Source organism: Pseudomonas sp. IB20 (genome assembly GCF_009707325.1).
GTDB lineage: Bacteria > Pseudomonadota > Gammaproteobacteria > Pseudomonadales > Pseudomonadaceae > Aquipseudomonas.
On the sequence record NZ_CP046103.1, the window covers coordinates 4,629,623 to 4,652,239 of the forward strand.

Genomic DNA, 22,617 nt, shown 5'->3' on the forward strand with positions numbered 1-22,617 from the left:
CAAAAGTAACCAAAAGGGCTCTTGCCCCACCACTCGGCACCTCGCCTAGGCTCGGTGTGCCCTCACTCCGGCCAGCGTGGTTTAACGGGGCACCTAAGATCCGCTGTAAGAGCGGAACCAATAGCAGCCGTTACCGCAGCAACGGATATGTACTCATATCTACCTAAAAACCCCGTAAAAAGCTTAGCGCAACACAAAAAGTTGCATAGATACCTCTGCCCATCGCGGGCAAGCCCGGCCATCACCAACTATTGAGACCTGGGCTGCTCGGTCAACACCACCGAAACCGGCACCTCGGCATCCGGCTCATCCACCTGGCCTGTACGCTTAGGCAACAGAACCTGCTGTGGATAAGTTTGCGCGAAGTGCACCTCATCACACTTATCCACAAGCTTTTTCAAACGCTGGTTAAACGCACGGCTCACCGCATATTGCCCGCCCGACACCGTGCGGAATTGCGCGGTGAGCACCACGCCGTTGAGGTCCATTTTGTCGACGCCAAACACCTCCAGCGGCCCTTGCAGGTTGTACTTGAGGAACACATCGTCGCGAATCGATTGCCCGGCCTCGCGGATCAGTTCCACGGCCTTGTCCACGTCGGTGTCGTAGGTGAACTGCACCGAGAAGAACGCGTAGGCAAATTGCCGCGACTGGTTGGTGACCGCCTTGATCTGCCCGAACGGCACCGAGTGCACAAAACCCTTGCCGTCGCGCAGGCGCAGGGTGCGGATGGTCAGGCCTTCGACGGTGCCGGCGTGGCCGGAGTCGAGCACCACCCAGTCGCCGATGGACAGCGTGTCTTCAATGATGATGAACAGGCCGGTGATCACGTCCTGCACCAGTTGCTGCGAGCCGAAACCGATGGCCAGGCCGACCACACCGGCACCGGCCAGCAGCGGCGCGACGTTGATGCCCAGGTTGGCCATGGTGGTGATCGCGCAGATCACCACCAGGACGATTTTCACCGCGTTACGCAGCAGCGGCAGGATGGTTTTGACCCGTGTGCTTGGCTGGCGGCTCGAGCGTTTATTCACCGGCGGCTTCAGCGCCTCCTGGATCGCGGTGTCGAGCACCACCCAGAACAGCCAGGTCATCAGCAGGATCAGGCCGATGCTGCTGAGGGAGTCGCTGATCGCGCGGCCCACCGAGTTGCGCTGGGCAAATTCGAACAGCGAGATGCCCCAGATACGCCCGAGAATTTCGATAAACGCGATGGCCATGACGATGCGCAGGATCGCGTGCAACAGGCTAAGGAAGCGTTCCTTATAGGCGCTGCTGCGCTGGATCGTCACCTGGCTGCGAGACTTGAACAGGTGTTGCAGCACCGTGCTGAGAAAGACCGTGCCGATCAGCAAAATCGTGGTGAACAGCGCGCAACGCAGGGCCTTCTGGTTATCGTCGCCGGCGCCGATCAGGTTGATCGCCGAGACCAGCACCATCAACAGAATCGGCCAGTACCACAGCCCGGAAAACACCCGCAGCGACTGCTGCAATGCCGGGTGTTTGAGACGCTGGGCCAGTGGCCGATTACGGATCAGATGCGCCACCGGGCGACGCAGGCGCACCACCAGCACACCGAAAATCACCGCCGCGAACAGGCCGGTGAATACCGCGATGCTGCTGGTGATATTGCCACCCAACTGCCGGGCGATTTGCGGGCTGGTCAGCGCGTCACTGAGGGCCGCGAGGAAGCCAATCAGGAACAGCGGCTTGGGGCAGTAGTCGCGAATGATCTGCACAGCCGGACGTTTGTGGCCGACGTTGAACATGACGATCACGCACAACAACATCGACGTGGAAAAGATACCGCTGCTGGTGGCGTAGGCAAAACACAGCGCCAGCGCGCGGCCCACTGACGAGGGCAAGAAGTGGCTGACGTAGAGGGTCAGCGGCAGGCAGATAATTGCTGGAACCGTGAAGGGCACCACATACCCAAGGATGCCTTGCAGGCGCTCGCGCTGTTCGACGAAATGCCGCCTACTCAGGCGCTGGACGAAAAAGCGCCCCAGTAGCATCAACACCGCAAAGGCGCCCACCCACACCCCGGACAGCAACAGGAAGTCCCCGGCCACGCTCCACGGCGAGCGTTGGGCGGTCTGGTCGACCAGGCGCCCGACTTCATCCGCCGCGCGGTCGGCGCGCAGGCGCCAAGCGTCGATGAGGTTTTGATTGAGCTCGAGTTTGTCCTGCACGTCGTCAATGCTGGAGCTGATGGCGCCGAGCAGGCCGCCTTCTACCAGCAACTCGGGTTTGGCCGGCGTTTCGGCTGCAGGCGCGGTGGCCGCAGCTTGCAGTGCGCCGCTGCCACAAAACAGCAGCGCGCCAAGCAGTAATGCAGCCTTTAGATTCAGCAAAACATCGAGCTCCTTCAGCAGGGTCTGTAAGGAACTGACGGGTTTTCATCCTCATCGTTCCCTGGCGTTTTCCGCACAAGCCAACACCCGACACTGCGCGCCTGATTGAAACCTAGGGTTGACCCTTGCGGCGTTTAACGTGGGGATCGCGGGGGTGCCTGGGCCGGTGGCCTGATAGTGGCGCACATTAATGGGAGCAACCATGGCGGCGATTTACATCGGCATTTCAGGCTGGCGCGGGGCCTGCTACCCCGAGGGGCTGTCCCAGAAACGCGAATTGCAATGTGCGTTACGCGCCGCCACGTTGGACAAGCACCTGCTCAGCGAGCCCGGCAAATTGCCGACATCTGGGGTGCTGCCATGACCCATCCTGAATTGATCCCCGCCACGCCCACCGCCGCCATCACCCGGTTCACCGTGCTGACGGTGAATATCCACAAGGGCTTCACCGCGCTGAATCGACGCTTCATCCTGCCCGAGCTGCGTGAAGCGGTGCGCAGCGTGGGCGCCGACATGGTGTTTCTGCAGGAAATCCACGGCACGCACGAGCGCCATCCCCAGCGCTACAGCGATTGGCCGAAGATGCCGCAGTACGAGTTCCTGGCCGACAGCATCTGGCCGCAGTTCGCCTATGGGCGCAACGCGGTGTACCCGCATGGCGACCACGGCAATGCGCTGTTGTCGAAATTCCAGATCGTGCGCTACGACAACCTCGACATCTCGCAAAGCGGCCATGAAAGCCGTGGCCTGCTGCACTGTGTATTGCGCCTGCCAGGCACCGGCCAGCACGTGCATGCGATCTGCATGCACCTGGGCCTGCGCGAGGTGCATCGTCAGCAGCAATTGCGTTTGCTGGAGCAACGGATCAGCGAGATTCCCGCTGACGCGCCGCTGGTGGTTGCCGGTGATTTCAACGACTGGCGCCAGAAGGCCGACCTGAGCCAAAGCGGCCTCAAGGAAGTGTTCGTCCACGCCCACGGCAAGCCTGCGCGCACCTTCCCGGCGCGCCTGCCGTTGCTGGCGCTGGATCGCATCTACGTGCGCAACCTCAAGATTCATAACCCCAAGGTGCTGACGACCCGGCCTTGGTCGCATTTGTCCGACCATGTGCCGCTGTCGGTGGAGATCGAGTTATGAGCGTCGCGGTAGAACACATCGCCACCGACCAGCCGCCGGATGAAGCCAAAGCGCGTGATCTCGATTACGGCTGGCAAGGCGGCAACCAGCTCGAACTGCTGGAGAACGGCGAGGCGTACTTTCCGAAGGTCTTTGACGCGATGCGCCAGGCGCAGCGGGAGATCCTGCTGGAGACGTTTATCCTGTTCGAAGACAAGGTCGGGCATGAACTCAAAGGCATCCTGATCGAGGCGGCGCAGCGCGGCGTGAAAGTGGTGGTCAGCCTGGATGGGTTCGGCTGCGGCGAGTTGAGCCCGGCCTTTCTCGGCGAGCTGGCGCAGGCGGGCGTGCTGGTGCAGATGTTCGACCCGGCTTCGAAAAGACTGGGGATTCGCACCAACTGGTTTCGCCGCTTGCACCGTAAGATTGTGGTGGTGGACGCTACGGTGGCGTTTATTGGCGGGATCAATTTTTCGGCGGATCACTTGGGTGATTTCGGCCCCGAAGCCAAGCAGGATTACGCCGTGCAAGTGACCGGCCCGGCGGTGGCGGACCTGCACCATTTCGCCCTCGCCCAAAGCGGTCGCCAGGTGCGTACGCGGCGCGGCTGGCGGCGGCGTCAGCAACGACCCTCGCTGTGGCCCCGCGAGAACGAGGACGGTTTGGTACGCCTGATTTACCGCGACAACGTGCAACACCGCGATGACATTGAAGAGGCGTATATCCACGCCTTGAGCAAAGCCCGAAATCGTGTGGTGATCGCCAACGCTTACTTCTTCCCCGGCTACCGCCTGCTACGCGAGATTCGCAACGCCGCGCGCCGTGGCGTGCACGTGCAACTGATCATGCAGGGCCAGCCGGATGTGCTGCTGGCCAAGCTGGCGGCGCGTATGCTTTACGACTATTTGCTCAAGGATGGCGTGGTCATTCACGAGTATTACCAGCGACCGCTGCACGGCAAAGTCGCGCTGGTGGATGACGAGTGGAGCACCGTGGGCTCGAGCAACTTGGACCCGTTGAGCCTGTCGCTGAACCTGGAAGCCAACGTGCTGATTCGCGACCGCGCGTTCAATCAGCAGCTGTACGAGCGCCTGGAGCTACTCGCGAAAAACCATTGCCAAACCATGCCGGAAAACCGCAAGCCACGCCTGTGGTTATGGCGCTTGACCGTGGGTTTCCTGGTGTTTCATGTGATGCGCCATTTCCCCGCGCTGACCGGTTGGCTGCCGGCGCACAAACCGCGCTTGAAGCCTTTTGAGAGCCAGGCCCATGACCGCTGAAGCCGGCCGCTCGCGCTTCAAGCGTTGGAAGAAACCGCTGACCATCGCCTTCTTCCTGCTGCTGATCGTGCTGTTTACCCTGCTCGCGCGGCGCATCGACTGGAGCGAGGTGTTGCAGACGCTGGGTGACTTCAAGGTGCGCACGTTGTTGATCGCAGGCGCGCTGACCTTGTGCAGTTTTCTCGTCTACGCCAGCTTCGATCTGATCGGCCGTACTTACATCCGCCAACCCTTGGTCTGGAAGCAGATCCTGCCGGTGGGGATCATCAGCTATGCGTTCAACCTCAACCTGAGCGCGTGGGTCGGCGGGATTGCCATGCGTTATCGGCTGTATTCGCGGCTGGGTGTGAGCACCAGCAATATCGCCAAGATTCTTGGGCTGAGCCTGGCCACCAATTGGTTTGGCTATATGGCCTTGGCCGGTGTGGTGTTCAGCAGCGGGTGGGTGACCATGCCGCCGGGTTGGAAAGTCAGCACTTTTGCCTTGCAAGGCATTGGGATGTTGCTGGTGTTGGTCAGCCTGGGTTATCTGGCGGCCTGCCGGTTTTCGAAAAAGCGCGCGTGGTCGATCAAGGGCATCGAGATCAATCTGCCGTCTTTGCGCATGGCCTGTTTACAGTTGGTGTTAGGCGCGTTGAATTGGTCATTGATGGCGGCAGTGATCTTTACCTTGTTGCCGGCCAAGTTGGACTATCCGCTGGTGTTAGGCGTGCTGCTGATCAGCGCAATTGCCGGTGTGGTCACGCATATACCGGCCGGGCTTGGGGTGCTGGAGGCGGTGTTTATCGGGCTGTTGCAGCATGAGGCGTCGCGGGGCAGCTTGCTCGCGGGGTTGATTGCTTACCGGGCGATCTACTTTATTTTGCCGCTGTTGATTGCGTTGGTGATGTACCTCGGGGTTGAGGCTAAGGCCAAGGCGTTGCGGGTGAAGAAGCCCCCCGCCTGAGGAATGTGTCGAGTGGTCTGGCGCCTTCGCGAGCAAGCCCGCTGCCACATTTTGACCCGTTTAGGACGTCGAGGCTTCGACTTGCTCGCGAAGGCGCCCTGAAGAGCACTGCATCAGCGCGATTGAATAATGCTCAACCGCTCGCCCACGACCATCTCGGTAATCCAGTCCACCAGGATCGAGGTGTAGGCCTGCTGCGACACCGGGTCGCTCAAGGAGTGGTCGGCTCCGTCGATGATGCGGTGGGTCAGGGAGTGTGTCTGCTGGCACGCCGCGCGGTAGCTCATGATGGTGGCGTGGGGCACGTGGTCGTCGGTTTCCGATTCGACAATCAGCACATCGCCGGTGAATTTCGCGCAAGCATGCAGGGCGCGGTTGGTTTCGGCGTGCACCAAGGTGCTGCGGTAATCCATCAGGTCGGCCTTATCCAGGTCGCGCTTGGGCGTAAGCCATTTCTGGTCGCGGTACAGCGCCGGCACGCGCAGCGCCAGCCAGCGCACCGGGCGCAATGAGGTGAGAATCGCCGCCAGGTAGCCGCCGTAACTGGTGCCCACCACCGCCACGGCCGAGGTATCGATGGCCGGGTGTGACAGCAGGCGATCGTACGCGGCCAGCAGGTCGCGCAGGTTGTCTTCGCGAGTGACGCGAGACAACGGAATACCGGTGCCGGCGTGGCCGCGCAGGTCAAAGGTCAGGCACACGCAACCCAGGCCCGCGATGCCTTTGGCGCGCTCCAGGTCACGCTCTTGGCTACCGCCCCAGCCGTGCACAAACAACACGCCCGGCACTTTGGATTTGGGGCTCAGGAACGTCCCGCTCATCTGTTCGTCGTCGATGTCGATCGCAATGCTTTCGCTTCTAGCCGTCATAAGATTTAACCGTTACGTACTTGAGAAGAAAGTCGCTGTTTTCGGCCGGGCCGCGGTACACCTCGATGGCATCCGCCGGCAGCGCTTGCTCCACGTAGGTCTCCACCGAGCAAACGTGGATCGCGCGCAGGCCGGGGTGGTTGATGAAGCTTTGCAGCGCCGCGACTTCCGCGCTGCTGGCCCCGCCCATACGCCAGGATTGTTCGAGCACGCCACTGCGGCGTTGGCCTTCGCTGTCCAGGCCTTGGGCAATGTCGTAGTTGCGCCGTGACGCGTAGAAACCAGGGTAGGCCTCATCGGCGGCTGTGTCGAAGACCTGGGCTTGTTCGATGGCTTGGCGTACGTCGTCCGGCAGCTGGAGCGCCAAGAGGTCTTCGTAGTCGCCGGGCACGACCAGCAAGTTGGAGCCACCGTAGACCGCTTCGCCCTGCCCGTCCTGGGTGAGGTATTGCTCGCCGCAATAGCTGAACACGTGATCGCCGATAAAGCTCTGGCCCACGCTGTGAGTGATGACGTCGTGCAGGTCTTGCTCCAGCACCACGCCTTCAGTGAATAACTTCGTGATATCGGGCCGCGCCAGCAAGGCTTTGAATTCATCGAGGCTGTGGAAAACTTCCTGCCCGCGCCCGGCGCAGGCATGCACGGGCTTCAAACGAATCGGCCCGCTGTAGAGCAGGCGCGTGGCTGCGGGCAGTGCGTCCTCCAGGGCGAAAACGCTGAGGCCATCGAGAACGACGTTGCGCACACGCTCGGCAAACACCGGCGACCAGCCTTCGGGCGCCGTTGCTTCAGGGCTTAGCAGGCCATGGGTGATGGCTTTGGTGCAGATGAAATCGTGATCGACATAACCGCCCCACAGGTCTTGCGGCCCTTTGACGTTAAGCGTGAGCGCTTGGGCCGGGCCGACCAGGGTTTGCGTGGGCAACAGATACAACTCGCGCTCGGCATGTAACTGCGGGTTATAGCTGCCGCCGAATTTAAGCCCCAGGATCTGCGCCAACCAGCGCGCCAAGGCACGGTTGGTCTCGACTTCGTGCTGCGGGGCGCCCTCTCGCGTGGAGTGCGCGACCACCCGTTTCTTGCGTTGAGTTGGGGTCATGCGTCCCCCTTGGCCATCCTGCTATGTGTGTGAAAAGAAGGTTGCAGGGATCAAGCCAAGGCGCGACAGAAGAGGACGGTTGTTAAATCAATCAGTTACTGGAAAAGTAATGGCAGTAGGCCTGTTTGATTCTGCACGACACGGCGTTATACACGCGGCGTTCTGCACGATTCACACGGCCTTTGCCCGGCGCCAGCTAAGATGCTGGAGGCCCATCCACCTATCACGAGGTATCTCGCATGGCCAAGCAAGCGCTTATCCTGATCGACATCCAGAACGACTACTTCCCCCAAGGCAAGTGGCCACTCGACGGCGTGGAGGCGGCGGCAGACAAGGCCGCGCAGGTGCTGGCAGCCTTTCGCCAGGCAGGCAATGCAGTGATTCATGTGCGCCATGAGTTCACCTCAGAAGACGCACCGTTCTTCACGCCGGGCTCCGAGGGCGCTCATCTGCATGCCAAGGTGCTGAACGAGGCGAATGAGCCGGTGGTGCTTAAACACTTTGTGAATGCGTTTCGCGGGACCGATCTGCGGGCGTTGCTTGAACGACGCGCCATCACCGACGTGGTAGTGGCAGGCAGCATGAGCCATATGTGCATCGACGCGGTGGTGCGGGCAGCGGCGGACCTGGGCTACAAGGTCACGGTGCTGCATGACGCGTGCGCCACGCGGGATCTGGAATTCAATGGGCAGGTGATTCCGGCGGCGCAGGTGCATGGCGCCTATATGGCTTCACTGGCCTTTGCCTATGCGGGCGTGGTGTCGACGGATGAGTACTTGCAGACGCAAGCGGCGGTATGACCGCCACTTGTCGCCGGGCTTCAGCGGGTAGCGATGATGAACAGACGCGGGAATGGCAGCAACACGGTGCCATCGCCCAGCGCGGGGTAAGCCTGGGTAATCCGCGCCCGGTATTCCTGTAGGAAGGCGGCTTTTTCGCTATCGGTCAACGGTGCGAGAAAGGGCCGCAAAGCCGAAGCCTTGAACCATTCCACCACGGCCGCGTGGTCTGCCAGCGGGTGCTGGTAGGTGGTGCGCCAAACATCGACGGTCCTGCAGTGTTGGCTCAACAGCTCGTAGTAGTAAGGCGCCGTGTGCCGCTCATTGTGTTTGACCGCACCGATCTTCGCCGCCCATGGGCCATCGGCCGCGACGTCACGGGCCAGGCGGTGGGCCGGTTCGTCGAGGTTGTCCGGGGTTTGCACGGCCAGCGTGCCGCCAGGCGTCAGTTGGCTGACCAGGTGCGGATAGAGCGTGGCGTGGTTCGGCAGCCATTGCAGGGAAGCGTTGGCCAGAATCACGTCGGTTTTTTGTGCTGGATTCCAGGCGCCGATATCCGCCAACTCGAAATTCAGTGCCGGTAGGCGCTTACGGGCATCCACCAACATATCGTCGGAGCTGTCCATGCCGGTCACGTGTGCCTGTGGAAAACGCTCGGCCAGCACTTCGGTGGAATTGCCAGGGCCGCAGCCCAAGTCGACGGCGGTGCGCACATCCGTATTGGGGATGGCCGCGACCAGGTCACGGACGGGACGGGTGCGCTGCTGTTCAAACATCGTGTACTGCTTGGCTGACCAGGTCATCGCGGCGTTCCTACTTCTTGAGGTTGGCCACAGCCTAAATCTTGTGAGCCATGAGAACAAATGCCAGGATTGATGCGCGCTCAACCTATGGCACCAAATAGAGATGAACAAAGAGAATTGGGACATTCAATTTATCAAACCCTGTCGTCATGCCCACGAGACTCATCGGATACTGACACCGGCGTACACGCTGCAAATGGCCCAAGCAGGCTATCTGGTTCAAATAAACCTGGATAATTGCTCGATACAAAGGATGGAATATGTAGACTTTTATCTCTACACTCCTCTCTTGTGTAGTTAAATTATTGGTAGCTTTACACAGGGCAAAAAAAAGCCCTCTTAGCTTTACAGCAAAGAGGGCTTTGGCTTACTCACGCAAGGCAATGATTTAGGTACTTAAAACCGCTGAGCCAGTCAATCACCTTTACGTTTTAATTTTATGTAGGTTAGAACGGGATATCGTCATCAAAGCTGTCGAAATCCGGAGCCGGCTGTGGAGCGGCCTGTTGTGGCGGCGGCGCCTGACGCGACTGTTGCGGTGCCGACTGCTGCGGGCGCGGAGCCTGCTGGCGTGGGGCCGGAGCGGACTGCTGGTAGTTATTGCCCCCGCCTTGTTGGTCGCCCTGCTGTGGACGGCCGCCCAGCAGTTGCATGGTGCCTTGCATGTCGACCACGATTTCAGTGGTGTAACGCTTGATGCCGTCTTTTTCCCACTCGCGGGTTTGCAGTTTGCCTTCGATGTAGACCTGCGAACCTTTGCGCAGGTACTCACCGGCGATCTCTGCAACCTTGCCGAACATCGACACGCGGTGCCATTCGGTCTTCTCGACCTTCTGGCCGGTCTGCTTGTCGGTCCACTGTTCGCTGGTCGCCAGACTCAGGTTGGTCACGGCGTTACCGTTAGGCAAGTAGCGAACTTCGGGATCCTGGCCGCATGTACCGACCAATATGACTTTGTTAACCCCACGGGCCATAACGTTCTCCTAAGCTGGGCGCGCTGTCGGCACTGGGTTGACCAGTTGCTCGAGCGTCGCGCGATCCAATAATTCGGTGTCCAATTTGATGTAAATGGCCGCCTCTTCAGCGACCACCACTGCATCTGTTACCCCAACGACGGCCTTCAGGCGCTCTACCAGGCCAGCTTCACGAATTGCTTCGGGCGACAGCGGCAGGCGCAGGCTTGTGACGTACGGAGGTTCGCGCATGGTAACAGCAAAGGCCAGCCAAAGTGCAGCCAGCCCGGCGCATCCGAGGAACACAACCGACAAACCGCCATGCTGGAACATCCAGCCACCCATGATGCCGCCCAGCGCAGAACCAAGGAACTGGCTGGTGGAATACACGCCCATCGCCGTGCCTTTGCCACCGGCCGGTGAAACTTTACTGATCAGCGAAGGCAACGAAGCCTCCAGCAGGTTGAACGCGGTGAAGAACACCACCGTGCCGATTACCAACGCCCGCAGGCTGTCGCCGAATTCCCAGAAGAATAGCTCAGTGAGCATCAATGTCGCGACGGCGCCCAGCAGAACTCGTTTCATTTTGCGTTTCTTCTCGCCGTAGATGATGAACGGGATCATGGCGAAGAACGAGATCAACAAAGCAGTCAGGTAGACCCACCAGTGCTGCTCCTTGGGCAGGCCGGCTTTTTCGACCAGTGCCAGGGGCAGCGCGACGAAGCTGCACATCAGCATCGCGTGCAATACGAAGATACCTAAATCCAAGCGCAGCAGGTCCGGGTGCTTGAGCGTCGGCAATAACGCCTTGCGTGCAACGCCGGACTCACGGTGCGCCAGGGTGCCGGTGGAGCGCGGCACCATAAACGCTACGATCACAATGCCGAACAACGCCATGCCGCCCGTGGCGAGGAACAGCCCGTGCAGACCAAAGGCGCGCGTCAGCAAGGGGCCGACCACCATGGCCACCGCGAACGACAGGCCGATGGTCATGCCGATCATGGCCATGGCCTTGGTGCGGTGTTGTTCGCGGGTCAGGTCCGAAAGCAGCGCCATGACGGCGGCGGAAATCGCCCCAGCGCCTTGCAGGACGCGCCCGGCGATTACACCCCAGATCGAATCCGACTGCGCCGCAAGCAAACTGCCGAGGGCGAACACGATAAGCCCCAGGTAAATAACCGGGCGGCGACCAATGCGGTCGGAAATGATCCCGAACGGAATCTGAAAAAGCGCCTGGGTCAGGCCATAGGCACCAATCGCCAGACCGATCAGGGCGGGGGTTGCGCCTGCGAGATCCATTCCATAGGTCGCCAGCACCGGCAACACCATAAACATGCCAAGCATACGGAAGGCGAACACCAGGGCCAGACCGCTTGCCGCTCGGGTCTCGCCGCTACTCATGCGTTCGCTGTGGGGATCGTGCATGGAAAAACCTCGTGTGAACCGGCGGCGATTCTACCAGTCCCATCGATTGAGAGGGTATATGCGGCGCTTTGCCGCGCAGCTTTCATGTAAGGCTGCACCCGGCACTTTGGCAGTGTATATTCATCCAGTCTTTAGCCGTATACTCCTGCATTATTTACGCCCGCCGTGCGAGGCCATCTTGGACAAGATCCTGATTCGTGGGGCTAGAACCCACAACCTGAAGAACATCGACCTGACCCTGCCCCGGGACAAACTGATCGTCATCACCGGCTTGTCCGGGTCCGGCAAATCGTCCCTGGCGTTCGACACGCTGTATGCCGAAGGTCAGCGTCGCTATGTGGAATCGCTGTCGGCCTATGCCCGCCAGTTCCTGTCGATGATGGAAAAGCCCGACGTCGACACCATTGAAGGCCTGTCGCCGGCGATCTCCATCGAGCAGAAGTCGACCTCCCATAACCCACGCTCCACCGTGGGCACCATCACCGAAATCTACGACTACCTGCGTCTGCTGTATGCGCGCGTGGGTATTCCGCGTTGCCCGGACCACGATATTCCGCTGGAAGCCCAGACCGTCAGCCAGATGGTCGACCTGGTGCTGGCTCAGCCGGAAGGCGCCAAGCTGATGCTGCTGGCGCCGGTGATTCGTGAGCGTAAAGGTGAACACCTTTCGGTCTTCGAAGAGTTGCGTGCGCAAGGTTTTGTGCGCGCGCGCATCAACGGCAAGCTCTATGAGCTGGATGAAACGCCGAAGCTCGACAAGCAGAAGAAGCACTCCATTGATGTGGTGGTCGACCGCTTCAAGGTGCGCGCCGACTTGCAGCAGCGTTTGGCCGAGTCGTTCGAGACCGCGCTGAAACTGGCGGACGGTATTGCACTGGTTGCGCCAATGGATGACGAGCCGGGCGAAGAGATCATCTTCTCTGCGCGCTTTGCGTGCCCGATCTGTGGCCATGCCATCAGCGAGTTGGAACCCAAGCTGTTTTCCTTCAACAACCCGGCCGGCGCTTGCCCGACGTGTGATGGGCTTGGGGTTAAACAGTTCTTCGACATCAAGCGCCTCGTCAACGGCGAGCTGACCTTGGCGGAGGGCGCGATACGCGGTTGGGACAGGCGTAACGTCTACTACTTCCAGATGCTGGGGTCATTGGCCTCGCACTATAAATTCAGCCTGGAAGTGCCGTTCAACCAACTGCCGGCGGAGCAGCAGAAGGTCATCCTGCACGGCAGCGGTTCGCAGAATGTCGACTTCAAATACCTGAATGATCGTGGCGATATCGTCAAGCGCTCGCACCCGTTCGAAGGCATCGTGCCGAACTTGGAACGGCGCTACCGCGAGACTGAGTCGGCGAGCGTGCGCGAAGAACTGGCCAAATTCCTCAGCACTCAGCCTTGCCCGGATTGCCGCGGCACTCGTCTGCGTCGCGAAGCGCGGCATGTGTGGGTGGGTGAGAAAACGTTGCCGGCAGTGACCAACCTGCCGATCGGCGATGCCTGTGAGTATTTTGCCGGGCTCAAGCTGACCGGACGCCGTGGGGAGATTGCCGACAAGATCCTCAAGGAAATCCGTGAGCGCCTGCAGTTCCTGGTTAACGTCGGCCTGGATTACCTGTCGCTGGATCGCAGCGCGGATACCTTGTCTGGCGGTGAAGCCCAGCGGATTCGCCTGGCCAGCCAGATTGGCGCCGGCCTCGTGGGCGTGCTGTACATCCTCGATGAACCGTCGATTGGCCTACACCAGCGGGACAACGACCGTCTCCTGGGAACGCTGAAGCATCTGCGGGACATCGGCAACACGGTGATCGTGGTCGAGCATGATGAAGACGCGATCCGCCTGGCGGATTACGTGGTCGACATCGGCCCGGGCGCGGGTGTGCACGGTGGGCATATTGTTGCCGAGGGCACGCCGGCCGAGGTCATGGCTCACCCGGATTCGTTGACCGGTAAGTACCTGTCCGGCCGCGTGAAGATTGCAGTGCCGGCCAAGCGTACGCCACGCAACAAGAAGATGGCGTTGCATCTCAAGGGCGCGCGCGGCAACAACTTGCGCAATGTGGACCTGGAAATTCCTCTGGGCCTGCTGACCTGTGTGACCGGCGTTTCCGGTTCGGGTAAGTCGACGCTGATCAACAACACGCTGTTCCCACTGAGTGCCACCGCCTTGAACGGCGCGACCACTCTGGAAGCGGCTGCACACGACAGCATCAAGGGCCTGGAGCATCTGGACAAAGTCGTCGACATCGACCAAAGCCCGATCGGCCGTACACCGCGCTCCAACCCCGCGACCTATACCGGCTTGTTCACGCCAATACGCGAACTCTTCGCCGGTGTGCCGGAATCCCGCTCGCGGGGTTATGGGCCTGGGCGGTTCTCGTTCAACGTCAAGGGCGGGCGCTGCGAAGCGTGCCAAGGCGATGGCTTGATCAAGGTGGAGATGCACTTCCTGCCGGACATCTACGTGCCGTGCGATGTGTGCAAGAGCAAGCGTTATAACCGCGAAACCCTGGAGATCAAGTACAAGGGCAAGAACATCCACGAAACCCTGGAGATGACCATCGAGGAAGCGCGGGTGTTCTTCGACGCGGTGCCAGCGTTGGCGCGCAAGCTGCAGACGCTGATGGATGTGGGCCTGTCGTACATCAAGCTAGGGCAATCGGCGACAACGTTGTCCGGTGGTGAGGCGCAGCGCGTGAAGCTGTCGCGCGAGCTGTCCAAGCGCGATACCGGCAAGACCCTGTATATCCTCGATGAGCCGACCACAGGCCTGCACTTTGCGGATATTCAGCAATTGCTGGACGTGCTGCACCGCTTGCGCGACCACGGCAACACAGTGGTGGTGATCGAGCACAACCTGGATGTGATCAAGACTGCCGACTGGCTGGTGGACCTGGGGCCGGAAGGCGGCTCCAAGGGCGGCCAGATTATTGCGGTCGGTACGCCGGAGCAGGTCTGCGAGATGCCGCAGTCGCATACCGGCTACTACCTGAAGCCGTTGTTAGCACGCGACAAAGCCTGATTTATCCGGCGCATGAAAAAGCCCCTGTCACTTTGCGGTGACAGGGGCTTTTTTGTAGCCGGGAATCAGAACTGCGATTGCAGGTAATTCTCCAGGCCAACCAATTTGATCAGGCCCAACTGCTTTTCCAGCCAGTAGGTATGATCTTCTTCGGTGTCATTCAACTGCACGCGCAGAATTTCGCGAGTGACATAGTCGTTGTGCTGCTCGCACAGCTCGATGCCCTTGCAGAGTGCGGCACGCACCTTGTATTCGAGGCGAAGGTCAGCTGCGAGCATGTCAGGCACCGTGGTGCCCACATCCAGGTCGTCGGGACGCATACGTGGCGTGCCTTCGAGCATCAGGATGCGGCGCATCAGCGCATCGGCGTGCTGCGCCTCTTCTTCCATTTCGTGGTTGATACGTTCGTAGAGCTCGGTAAAGCCCCAGTCCTCGTACATACGCGAATGGATGAAATATTGGTCACGAGCTGCCAGTTCGCCCGTCAGCAACGTGTTGAGGTAATCGATTACGTCGGGGTGACCTTGCATCGCCCTACATCTCCCTGCTTGAAAGTCTGTAGTTTGAACCATGATGACCCGGAGGTCACGGGACCAACGGCAGAAAAGTGAAGATTTCCGGAGAAAAGTAGCTGAAATAACGCAAAAACCGCCCAAATGAGGGCGGTTCTGCTTATCGTTTAGACTTAACTAAGCGTTACGCCCAGTGCCCTTGCGATTGCTTCTCCATAAGCCGGGTCTGCGTTGAAGAAGTGCTGCAGTTGGCGTTGGACTACATCGCTGGAAACACCCGCCATCGCACCGCTAATGTTGCTGATCAACAGAGCTCTCTGACTATCATTCATCAAGCGGAACAACGCGCCTGCATGACTGTAGTAGTCGGTGTCTTCACGCTGGTCGTAACGATCTGCCGAGCCGCTCAACGCCAAAGGCGGCTCAGCGTACTGTGGCGCTTGTTTCGGTGAATTAGCATAGCTATTCGGCTCATAGTTAGGTGACGCGCCGCCGTTAGTGCCAAAAGCCATTGAGCCATCACGTTGATAGGTATGGGCATTCGCAACAGGCAGAGGCGCATTGATCGTCAGTTGCTGATGGTTCGTCCCTACGCGGTAGCGGTGGGCATCGGCGTAGGCGAATACACGACCTTGCAGCATGCGGTCTGGCGACAAGCCAACACCCGGAACCATGTTACTTGGGCCAAACGCAGCTTGTTCTACTTCAGCGAAGTAATTCAATGGGTTACGGTTGAGTTCCAGTTCACCCACTTCAATCAACGGGAACTCCTGCTGCGACCAGGTCTTGGTCACATCAAAGGGGTTCTCATAGTGCGCGGTGGCCTGAGCCTCGGTCATGACCTGGATATTGACACTCCATTTTGGATAGTCACCGCGCGCAATCGCTTCAAACAAGTCGCGCTGAGCATAATCAGGATCGGTACCGGCCAGCCGTTCAGCCACGTCAGGCGCCAGGTTCTTGATCCCTTGCTTGGTCTTGTAGTGCCACTTAACCCAGTGGCGCTCGCCTCTGGCGTTGATCAGGCTATAGGTATGGCTACCGAAGCCGTGCATGTGGCGGTAGCCGTCTGGAATACCGCGATCCGAGAACAGAATAGTGATCTGGTGCAGCGCCTCAGGCGAGTGCGACCAGAAATCCCACATCATCTGCGCGCTTTTCAGGTTCGTTTGCGGCAGACGTTTTTGAGTATGGATGAAGTCAGGGAACTTCAGCGGGTCGCGGATAAAGAACACGGGCGTGTTGTTACCAACAATGTCCCAGTTACCTTCCTCGGTATAGAACTTCAACGCAAAACCACGCGGGTCACGGGCAGTATCCGCCGAACCACGTTCGCCGCCCACGGTGGAGAAGCGCAGGAAGGTTGGAGTTTTCTTCCCAACGGACTCGAACAGCTTGGCGCAGGTGAGCCGGGTGATATCGCTAGTGACGGTAAAGGTGCCGTGAGCGCCCGAACCTTTGGCGTGCACACGACGCTCTGGGATGTTTTCACGGTTGAAGTGGGCGAGCTTCTCGATCAGGTGAAAGTCGTCGAGCAACAATGGCCCACGAGGGCCGGCAGTGCGGGAGTTCTGGTTGTCGGCGACGGGCGCACCGCTCGCGGTGGTAAGGACTTTGTTCTGGCTCATGCTCAATCTTCCTCAGGTCAGGCTAGAAACTGCCGGCTACTCGGCTTGGAGGGAGTATTGACCATCAAGATGACACCATCAAATGCATTAAATCATGGACTTTGATAGAAAATAACTAATGAACCGCCATAGTAGATAGCTATTTATTTTATGAAGAGCGTCGGCAGCGACGTGAAGAATATAGACAGCTTTTGCATCGCCCACAAAAAACCGGGCACTAGGCCCGGTTCTTCGTTGCAGACTGTCGTCTTACTCGGCGCTTACAGCTTCGCCGGCAGTAGCACGATCAACCAACTCGACGTACGCCATAGGCGCGTTGTCGCCAGTGCGGAAGCCGCACTTGAGGATGCGCAGGTAGCCACCCTCACGGGTAGCATAACGCTTGCCCAGGTCGTTGAAGAGCTTACCAACGATAGCTTTCGAACGAGTACGGTCGAAAGCCAGACGGCGGTTAGCCAGGCTGTCTGTCTTGGCCAAAGTGATCAGCGGCTCAGCAACGCGACGCAGTTCTTTAGCTTTCGGCAGTGTAGTTTTGATCAGCTCGTGCTCGAACAGCGACACCGCCATGTTTTGAAACATGGCCTTGCGGTGCGAGCTGGTACGGCTCAGGTGACGACCACTTTTACGATGACGCATGGTTCATTCCTTACCAAACTCACGTTCGGTGATTACGACGATCAGGCAGTCGCCTTGTCGTCCTTCTTAAGACTTGCAGGCGGCCAGTTGTCGAGGCGCATGCCGAGGGACAGACCGCGGGAGGCCAGAACGTCCTTGATTTCAGTCAAGGATTTCTTGCCCAGGTTCGGAGTCTTCAACAGTTCTACTTCGGTGCGCTGAATCAGATCGCCGATGTAGTAAATGTTTTCCGCCTTAAGGCAGTTAGCCGAACGTACAGTCAGTTCCAGATCGTCAACCGGGCGAAGCAGGATCGGATCGATCTCGTCTTCCTGCTCGATTACCACTGGTTCGCTGTCACCTTTGAGGTCGACGAACGCAGCCAACTGCTGTTGCAGAATGGTTGCAGCGCGGCGGATAGCCTCTTCAGGATCCAGAGTACCGTTGGTTTCCAGATCAATAACCAGCTTGTCCAGGTTAGTACGCTGCTCGACACGGGCGTTTTCCACCACGTATGCGATGCGGCGAACCGGGCTGAACGAAGAGTCAAGCTGCAAGCGACCAATGCTGCGGCTTTCGTCTTCATCGCTCTGACGCGAGTCGGCCGGTTCATAACCACGACCACGAGCTACGGTGAGCTTCATGTTCAGGGCGCCGTTAGACGCCAGGTTAGCGATTACGTGATCGGGGTTAACGATCTCGACATCATGATCCAGCTGAATATCGGCAGCGGTAACCACCCCCGAACCCTTCTTCGACAAGGTCAGCGTAACTTCGTCACGGCCGTGCAGCTTGATAGCCAGACCTTTAAGGTTCAACAGGATTTCAATTACGTCTTCCTGTACACCTTCGATGGCGCTGTACTCGTGGAGCACACCGTCAATCTCGGCCTCGACTACTGCACAGCCGGGCATTGAGGACAACAGGATGCGGCGCAGCGCGTTGCCCAGGGTGTGGCCAAAACCACGCTCGAGAGGCTCGAGAGTGATCTTGGCGCGGGTTGGACTGACAACCTGCACATCAATGTGGCGGGGTGTCAGGAACTCATTTACCGAAATCTGCATGGATGCACCTATTTTCTAGCCCTTACTTGGAGTAGAGCTCGACAATCAGGCTTTCGTTGATGTCGGCGGACAGATCACTGCGAGCAGGAACGTTCTTGAAAACGCCCGACTTCTTCTCAGTGTCTACTTCTACCCATTCTACGCGGCCACGTTGGGCACACAGATCGAGAGCTTGGACAATGCGAAGTTGGTTTTTTGCTTTCTCGCGAATCGCGACCACGTCACCAGCACGAACCTGGTAGGACGGGACGTTAACGGTTTGGCCGTTTACGCTGACGGATTTGTGCGATACCAGCTGACGGGATTCGGCGCGAGTCGAACCAAAGCCCATACGGTATACAACGTTGTCCAGACGGCATTCGAGCAGTTGCAGCAGGTTTTCACCGGTTGCACCTTTCTTGCCAGCAGCTTCTTTGTAGTAGCCGCTGAACTGACGCTCGAGAACGCCGTAAATACGACGGACCTTCTGCTTTTCACGCAGTTGGGTGCCGTAATCGGACTGGCGACCGCGGCGTTGGCCGTGGATACCAGGTGCTGCTTCAATGTTGCACTTCGATTCGATCGCGCGCACGCCGCTCTTCAGAAAGAGATCGGTGCCTTCGCGACGAGCGAGTTTGCATTTTGGACCAATGTAACGAGCCATTCTTTACAATCTCCTGGATTACACGCGGCGCTTCTTCGGCGGACGGCACCCGTTGTGCGGGATTGGCGTCACGTCGGTGATGCTGGCGATCTTATAGCCACAGCCGTTCAAAGCACGGACAGCAGACTCACGACCTGGACCTGGACCTTTGACGTTGACGTCGAGGTTTTTCAGGCCGTATTCCAGCGCAGCTTGACCAGCACGTTCAGCAGCTACTTGAGCAGCAAACGGGGTGGACTTGCGGGAACCGCGGAAACCCGAACCACCAGAGGTAGCCCAAGACAGCGCGTTACCTTGACGGTCGGTGATGGTCACGATGGTGTTGTTAAAAGATGCATGGATGTGGGCGATGCCATCAACCACTGTCTTTTTAACTTTTTTACGAGGACGAGCAGCAGGTTTTGCCATGATTAATTTCCTGTCGATTCGCGTGGGCGATTACTTGCGGATCGGCTTACGCGGACCTTTACGGGTACGCGCGTTAGTCTTGGTACGCTGACCGCGCACTGGAAGACCACGACGATGACGCAGACCACGGTAGCAACCGAGGTCCATCAAACGCTTGATTTTCATGTTGATTTCGCGACGCAGGTCACCTTCAGTGGTGAACTTCGCCACTTCGCCACGCAACAGCTCAATCTGCTCGTCGCTCAGATCTTTGATCTTTGCGGCTGGGTTTACCCCAGTATCTGCGCAAATCTTCTGCGCAGTAGTGCGACCAACACCATAGATGTAGGTCAGCGAGATAACAGTGTGCTTGTTATCTGGAATGTTAACGCCTGCAATACGGGCCATTCAGTGGGACTCCAATTGACAGCTACCTACGCCCCGGAAGCCAAGAAATAGGGCGCGAGATAATATCGCTGTAATAACAAATAATCAACCCGGCAGCGCACTAGCTGCCGGGCTTCAAGCGGATCACACTCAGCCTTGGCGCTGTTTGTGACGCGGTTCCGCGCTGCAAATTACTCGAACAACACCTTCGCGGCGAATAATCTTGCAGTTACGGCACAGCTTTTTCACCGATGCACGAACTTTCATCACCAACTCCTCGAACCTTATGGGTACTCAGCGCAACATGCCGCTGCCGTAACCCTTCAGGTTGGCTTTCTTCATCAGGGATTCGTACTGGTGCGAAACGAGGTGCGATTGTACTTGGGACATGAAGTCCATCACAACCACGACCACGATCAGCAACGAGGTCCCGCCAAGGTAGAACGGAACGTTTGCTGCAACCACCAGGAACTGGGGCAACAAGCACACGGCCGTCATATATAGAGCACCGAACAGGGTCAAACGAGTCAGAACGCCATCAATGTAGCGTGCCGACTGCTCACCTGGACGGATACCCGGAATAAAGGCACCGGACTTCTTCAGGTTTTCCGCTACGTCTTTCGGATTGAACATCAACGCCGTATAGAAGAAGCAGAAGAAAATAATCCCTGCACTAAACAGCAGAATATTCAACGGCTGACCAGGAGCGATCGACTGAGAGAGGTCCTGCAGCCAGCCCATATTTTCAGACTGACCAAACCAGGTACCCAACGAAGCCGGAAACAGCAAAATGCTGCTCGCGAAAATTGCCGGAATAACACCGGCCATATTCACTTTCAGCGGCAAGTGGCTGGTCTGCGCAGCGAAGACCTTACGGCCCTGCTGACGCTTGGCGTAGTGAACAGCAATACGACGCTGGCCACGCTCAATGAACACCACAAAACCGATAATCGCTACTGCCAGCAAACCGATAGCAACCAAGGCGAAAATATTGATATCACCCTGACGTGCAGACTCGAAAGACTGCCCAATTGCTCTCGGAAGACCGGCGACGATACCTGCGAAAATCAACATCGAGATACCGTTACCAACACCACGCTCAGTAATCTGCTCACCCAGCCACATCATGAACATCGCACCAGCCACAAAAGTGGATACCGCGACGAAATAGAAGCCAAAGTCAACAGTGAACGCAATCCCCTGCCCCGCCAAGCCAACGGACATGCCGATAGCTTGAACCAGGGCGAGGACGACAGTGCCGTAGCGGGTGTACTGGCTAATCTTGCGACGACCAGCTTCACCTTCCTTCTTCAACTGCTCCAACTGCGGGCTGACGGCGGTCATCAGCTGCATGATGATCGATGCCGAAATGTACGGCATGATCCCCAGTGCAAAGATGCTCATCCGTTCCAGCGCGCCGCCAGAAAACATGTTGAACAAGCTAAGAATGGTCCCCTCATTCTGTCGAAACAGGTCTGCGAGTCGGTCCGGGTTGATACCTGGAACCGGGATGTGTGCGCCTATTCGGTAGACGATAATCGCCAGGAACAGAAAACGCAGACGAGCCCAAAGTTCAGACATACCGCCTTTGCCGAGCGCTGAGAGAGCACCTTGCTTAGCCATTTATTCCTCGAACTTGCCGCCAGCTGCTTCGATAGCCGAACGCGCACCTTTGGTGGCGCCGATTCCCTTGCCGATAGTGACAGCGCGAGTCACTTCACCGGACAGCATGATTTTCACACGCTGTACGTTGACGTTGATCACGTTGGCATCTTTCAGGGTCTGCACAGTAACAATATCGCCTTCCACTTTAGCCAGCTCGGACAGACGCACTTCTGCGCGGTCCATGGCTTTCAGGGATACGAAACCGAACTTAGGCAGGCGACGATGCAGCGGCTGTTGACCGCCTTCAAAGCCTGGAGCAATGGTGCCACCGGAGCGGGAGGTTTGACCTTTGTGGCCACGGCCACCAGTCTTACCCAAACCGCTACCGATACCACGGCCCGGACGATGCTTTTCGCGACGGGAACCCGGCGCTGGACTCAGATCATTGAGTTTCATCGATTAACCCTCTACACGCAGCATGTAGTAAGCCTTGTTGATCATCCCGCGATTCTCGGGAGTATCCTGGACTTCTACAGTGTGACCGATGCGACGCAGACCCAAACCTTTAACACACAGTTTGTGGTTAGGGATGCGGCCGGTCATGCTTTTGATCAACGTTACTTTAACGGTAGCCATGATCAGAAGATCTCCTTGACAGTCAGACCACGCTTGGCAGCGATGGACTCAGGAGATTGCATAGCTTTCAAACCTTTGAAAGTGGCGTGAACCACGTTTACCGGGTTAGTCGAGCCGTAGCACTTGGCCAGAACGTTCTGAACGCCAGCAACCTCGAGGACAGCACGCATAGCGCCGCCAGCGATGATACCGGTACCTTCAGAAGCAGGCTGCATGTACACCTTCGAAGCGCCATGGGCGGACTTCATTGCGTACTGCAGAGTGGTGCCGTTCAGATCAACTTGGATCATGTTGCGACGAGCAGCTTCCATTGCCTTCTGGATCGCAGCAGGCACTTCACGTGACTTGCCACGGCCGAAGCCAACACGCCCTTTACCATCACCAACCACGGTCAACGCGGTGAAAGTGAAGATACGGCCGCCTTTAACGGTTTTGGCTACGCGGTTAACTTGAACCAGCTTCTCAATGTAGCCTTCGTCGCGCTTTTGGTCGTTATTTGACAT

23 protein-coding genes and 1 pseudogene are annotated in these 22,617 nt (G+C 58.3%); 6 read left to right on the top strand and 18 right to left on the bottom strand.

Annotation, left to right across the window (positions count from 1 at the left end):
* Positions 1-248 precede the first annotated feature (248 nt).
* Positions 249-2,354, bottom strand: coding sequence for a mechanosensitive ion channel family protein (locus GJU48_RS21610; RefSeq protein WP_094953406.1), 2,106 nt, complete (start codon positions 2,352-2,354; stop codon positions 249-251).
* Positions 2,355-2,556: 202 nt separating this feature from the next.
* Between GJU48_RS21610 and GJU48_RS21615 the strand changes: the two are divergent.
* The 4 genes and pseudogenes from GJU48_RS21615 to GJU48_RS21630 all read left to right on the top strand — a co-directional run.
* Positions 2,557-2,652, top strand: a pseudogene (locus GJU48_RS21615) (DUF72 domain-containing protein); the annotation flags it as partial.
* A gap of 62 nt (positions 2,653-2,714) precedes the next feature.
* Positions 2,715-3,491 (top strand): endonuclease/exonuclease/phosphatase family protein, encoded by a 777-nt coding sequence (locus GJU48_RS21620; protein ID WP_094953405.1) that lies wholly within the window; start codon positions 2,715-2,717, stop codon positions 3,489-3,491.
* On the top strand, positions 3,488-4,750 hold the full coding sequence (gene clsB, locus GJU48_RS21625) for a cardiolipin synthase ClsB (RefSeq protein WP_094953404.1): 1,263 nt from the start codon (positions 3,488-3,490) through the stop codon (positions 4,748-4,750). The genes GJU48_RS21620 and clsB overlap by 4 nt, the downstream gene beginning before the upstream one ends.
* Positions 4,740-5,696: a lysylphosphatidylglycerol synthase domain-containing protein gene (locus tag GJU48_RS21630; RefSeq protein WP_094953403.1), complete on the top strand. Its 957-nt coding sequence runs from the start codon at positions 4,740-4,742 to the stop codon at positions 5,694-5,696. Before clsB ends, GJU48_RS21630 begins: the two co-directional genes overlap by 11 nt.
* Before the next feature lie 113 nt (positions 5,697-5,809).
* Here the strand turns inward: GJU48_RS21630 and GJU48_RS21635 are convergent, their stop codons facing one another.
* Both GJU48_RS21635 and GJU48_RS21640 read right to left on the bottom strand, forming a co-directional pair.
* Positions 5,810-6,565 carry an alpha/beta hydrolase family protein gene (locus GJU48_RS21635; protein WP_094953402.1) on the bottom strand — a complete coding sequence of 252 codons (756 nt, stop codon included), beginning with the start codon at positions 6,563-6,565 and terminating at the stop codon, positions 5,810-5,812.
* Positions 6,555-7,664: a DUF3182 family protein gene (locus GJU48_RS21640; RefSeq protein WP_094953401.1), complete on the bottom strand. Its 1,110-nt coding sequence runs from the start codon at positions 7,662-7,664 to the stop codon at positions 6,555-6,557. Before GJU48_RS21640 ends, GJU48_RS21635 begins: the two co-directional genes overlap by 11 nt.
* A gap of 239 nt (positions 7,665-7,903) precedes the next feature.
* Between GJU48_RS21640 and GJU48_RS21645 the strand changes: the two genes are divergently transcribed.
* Positions 7,904-8,464, top strand: coding sequence for a cysteine hydrolase family protein (locus tag GJU48_RS21645; protein WP_094953400.1), 561 nt, complete (start codon positions 7,904-7,906; stop codon positions 8,462-8,464).
* A 20-nt stretch (positions 8,465-8,484) separates the two neighbouring features.
* Here GJU48_RS21645 and tam read toward each other — a convergent pair whose 3' ends face one another.
* The 3 genes from tam to GJU48_RS21660 form a co-directional block, all read right to left on the bottom strand.
* Positions 8,485-9,246 carry a trans-aconitate 2-methyltransferase gene (tam, locus tag GJU48_RS21650; RefSeq protein WP_094953399.1) on the bottom strand — a complete coding sequence of 254 codons (762 nt, stop codon included), beginning with the start codon at positions 9,244-9,246 and terminating at the stop codon, positions 8,485-8,487.
* Between the two features lie 446 nt (positions 9,247-9,692).
* A complete protein-coding gene (locus tag GJU48_RS21655; RefSeq protein ID WP_010467282.1) occupies positions 9,693-10,220 on the bottom strand; it encodes a single-stranded DNA-binding protein in 528 nt (175 codons plus the stop codon).
* A 9-nt stretch (positions 10,221-10,229) separates the two neighbouring features.
* Positions 10,230-11,624: an MFS transporter gene (locus GJU48_RS21660; RefSeq protein ID WP_094950469.1), complete on the bottom strand. Its 1,395-nt coding sequence runs from the start codon at positions 11,622-11,624 to the stop codon at positions 10,230-10,232.
* 178 nt (positions 11,625-11,802) lie between these two features.
* Here GJU48_RS21660 and uvrA point away from each other — a divergent pair, with 178 nt between their 5' ends.
* Complete coding sequence (gene uvrA, locus GJU48_RS21665; protein WP_094950480.1) at positions 11,803-14,637, top strand: excinuclease ABC subunit UvrA; 2,835 nt, start codon at positions 11,803-11,805, stop codon at positions 14,635-14,637.
* A 65-nt stretch (positions 14,638-14,702) separates the two neighbouring features.
* Here the strand turns inward: uvrA and bfr are convergent, their stop codons facing one another.
* The 12 genes from bfr to rpsE form a co-directional block, all read right to left on the bottom strand.
* Positions 14,703-15,167 carry a bacterioferritin gene (gene bfr, locus GJU48_RS21670; protein WP_015886133.1) on the bottom strand — a complete coding sequence of 155 codons (465 nt, stop codon included), beginning with the start codon at positions 15,165-15,167 and terminating at the stop codon, positions 14,703-14,705.
* 155 nt (positions 15,168-15,322) lie between these two features.
* Positions 15,323-16,777, bottom strand: a complete 1,455-nt coding sequence (locus GJU48_RS21675; protein WP_094950470.1) for a catalase — start codon at positions 16,775-16,777, stop codon at positions 15,323-15,325.
* A gap of 249 nt (positions 16,778-17,026) precedes the next feature.
* Positions 17,027-17,413 (bottom strand): 50S ribosomal protein L17, encoded by a 387-nt coding sequence (gene rplQ, locus GJU48_RS21680; RefSeq protein WP_007918448.1) that lies wholly within the window; start codon positions 17,411-17,413, stop codon positions 17,027-17,029.
* Between the two features lie 41 nt (positions 17,414-17,454).
* Positions 17,455-18,456 carry a DNA-directed RNA polymerase subunit alpha gene (locus GJU48_RS21685; protein WP_003176403.1) on the bottom strand — a complete coding sequence of 334 codons (1,002 nt, stop codon included), beginning with the start codon at positions 18,454-18,456 and terminating at the stop codon, positions 17,455-17,457.
* A 22-nt stretch (positions 18,457-18,478) separates the two neighbouring features.
* Positions 18,479-19,099 (bottom strand): 30S ribosomal protein S4, encoded by a 621-nt coding sequence (rpsD, locus tag GJU48_RS21690; protein ID WP_003210056.1) that lies wholly within the window; start codon positions 19,097-19,099, stop codon positions 18,479-18,481.
* A gap of 18 nt (positions 19,100-19,117) precedes the next feature.
* Positions 19,118-19,507 (bottom strand): 30S ribosomal protein S11, encoded by a 390-nt coding sequence (gene rpsK / locus GJU48_RS21695; protein WP_002555466.1) that lies wholly within the window; start codon positions 19,505-19,507, stop codon positions 19,118-19,120.
* Positions 19,508-19,537: 30 nt separating this feature from the next.
* Positions 19,538-19,894 (bottom strand): 30S ribosomal protein S13, encoded by a 357-nt coding sequence (rpsM, locus tag GJU48_RS21700; RefSeq protein WP_003210063.1) that lies wholly within the window; start codon positions 19,892-19,894, stop codon positions 19,538-19,540.
* Between the two features lie 129 nt (positions 19,895-20,023).
* Complete coding sequence (gene rpmJ / locus GJU48_RS21705) at positions 20,024-20,140, bottom strand: 50S ribosomal protein L36 (RefSeq protein WP_002555468.1); 117 nt, start codon at positions 20,138-20,140, stop codon at positions 20,024-20,026.
* A 27-nt stretch (positions 20,141-20,167) separates the two neighbouring features.
* Positions 20,168-21,496 (bottom strand): preprotein translocase subunit SecY, encoded by a 1,329-nt coding sequence (gene secY / locus GJU48_RS21710; RefSeq protein ID WP_094950471.1) that lies wholly within the window; start codon positions 21,494-21,496, stop codon positions 20,168-20,170.
* Entirely contained in the window at positions 21,497-21,934 is a 438-nt protein-coding gene (rplO, locus tag GJU48_RS21715; RefSeq protein WP_003176407.1) for a 50S ribosomal protein L15, read from the bottom strand. It lies immediately after the preceding gene.
* 3 nt (positions 21,935-21,937) lie between these two features.
* Entirely contained in the window at positions 21,938-22,114 is a 177-nt protein-coding gene (rpmD, locus tag GJU48_RS21720; RefSeq protein WP_003176408.1) for a 50S ribosomal protein L30, read from the bottom strand.
* 2 nt (positions 22,115-22,116) lie between these two features.
* Positions 22,117-22,617, bottom strand: coding sequence for a 30S ribosomal protein S5 (rpsE, locus tag GJU48_RS21725; RefSeq protein ID WP_003176409.1), 501 nt, complete (start codon positions 22,615-22,617; stop codon positions 22,117-22,119).

Excerpts from the sequence above, each read along its gene's own strand:
- rpmD (WP_003176408.1), bottom strand. The coding sequence starts at position 22,114 with ATGGCTACCGTTAAAGTAACGTTGATCAAAAGCATGACCGGCCGCATC.
- rpsE (WP_003176409.1), bottom strand. The coding sequence starts at position 22,617 with ATGTCAAATAACGACCAAAAGCGCGACGAAGGCTACATTGAGAAGCTG.
- GJU48_RS21620 (WP_094953405.1), top strand. The coding sequence starts at position 2,715 with ATGACCCATCCTGAATTGATCCCCGCCACGCCCACCGCCGCCATCACC.
- secY (WP_094950471.1), bottom strand. The coding sequence starts at position 21,496 with ATGGCTAAGCAAGGTGCTCTCTCAGCGCTCGGCAAAGGCGGTATGTCT.
- rpsD (WP_003210056.1), bottom strand. The coding sequence starts at position 19,099 with ATGGCTCGTTACATTGGTCCAAAATGCAAACTCGCTCGTCGCGAAGGC.
- rplO (WP_003176407.1), bottom strand. The coding sequence starts at position 21,934 with ATGAAACTCAATGATCTGAGTCCAGCGCCGGGTTCCCGTCGCGAAAAG.
- tam (WP_094953399.1), bottom strand. The coding sequence starts at position 9,246 with ATGACCTGGTCAGCCAAGCAGTACACGATGTTTGAACAGCAGCGCACC.
- GJU48_RS21685 (WP_003176403.1), bottom strand. The coding sequence starts at position 18,456 with ATGCAGATTTCGGTAAATGAGTTCCTGACACCCCGCCACATTGATGTG.
- GJU48_RS21660 (WP_094950469.1), bottom strand. The coding sequence starts at position 11,624 with ATGCACGATCCCCACAGCGAACGCATGAGTAGCGGCGAGACCCGAGCG.
- rpmJ (WP_002555468.1), bottom strand. The coding sequence starts at position 20,140 with ATGAAAGTTCGTGCATCGGTGAAAAAGCTGTGCCGTAACTGCAAGATT.
- GJU48_RS21630 (WP_094953403.1), top strand. The coding sequence starts at position 4,740 with ATGACCGCTGAAGCCGGCCGCTCGCGCTTCAAGCGTTGGAAGAAACCG.
- rpsM (WP_003210063.1), bottom strand. The coding sequence starts at position 19,894 with ATGGCCCGTATTGCAGGCGTTAACATTCCAGATAACAAGCACACTGTT.
- GJU48_RS21655 (WP_010467282.1), bottom strand. The coding sequence starts at position 10,220 with ATGGCCCGTGGGGTTAACAAAGTCATATTGGTCGGTACATGCGGCCAG.
- GJU48_RS21645 (WP_094953400.1), top strand. The coding sequence starts at position 7,904 with ATGGCCAAGCAAGCGCTTATCCTGATCGACATCCAGAACGACTACTTC.
- GJU48_RS21675 (WP_094950470.1), bottom strand. The coding sequence starts at position 16,777 with ATGAGCCAGAACAAAGTCCTTACCACCGCGAGCGGTGCGCCCGTCGCC.
- GJU48_RS21640 (WP_094953401.1), bottom strand. The coding sequence starts at position 7,664 with ATGACCCCAACTCAACGCAAGAAACGGGTGGTCGCGCACTCCACGCGA.
- rpsK (WP_002555466.1), bottom strand. The coding sequence starts at position 19,507 with ATGGCAAAACCTGCTGCTCGTCCTCGTAAAAAAGTTAAAAAGACAGTG.
- GJU48_RS21635 (WP_094953402.1), bottom strand. The coding sequence starts at position 6,565 with ATGACGGCTAGAAGCGAAAGCATTGCGATCGACATCGACGACGAACAG.
- clsB (WP_094953404.1), top strand. The coding sequence starts at position 3,488 with ATGAGCGTCGCGGTAGAACACATCGCCACCGACCAGCCGCCGGATGAA.
- bfr (WP_015886133.1), bottom strand. The coding sequence starts at position 15,167 with ATGCAAGGTCACCCCGACGTAATCGATTACCTCAACACGTTGCTGACG.
- rplQ (WP_007918448.1), bottom strand. The coding sequence starts at position 17,413 with ATGCGTCATCGTAAAAGTGGTCGTCACCTGAGCCGTACCAGCTCGCAC.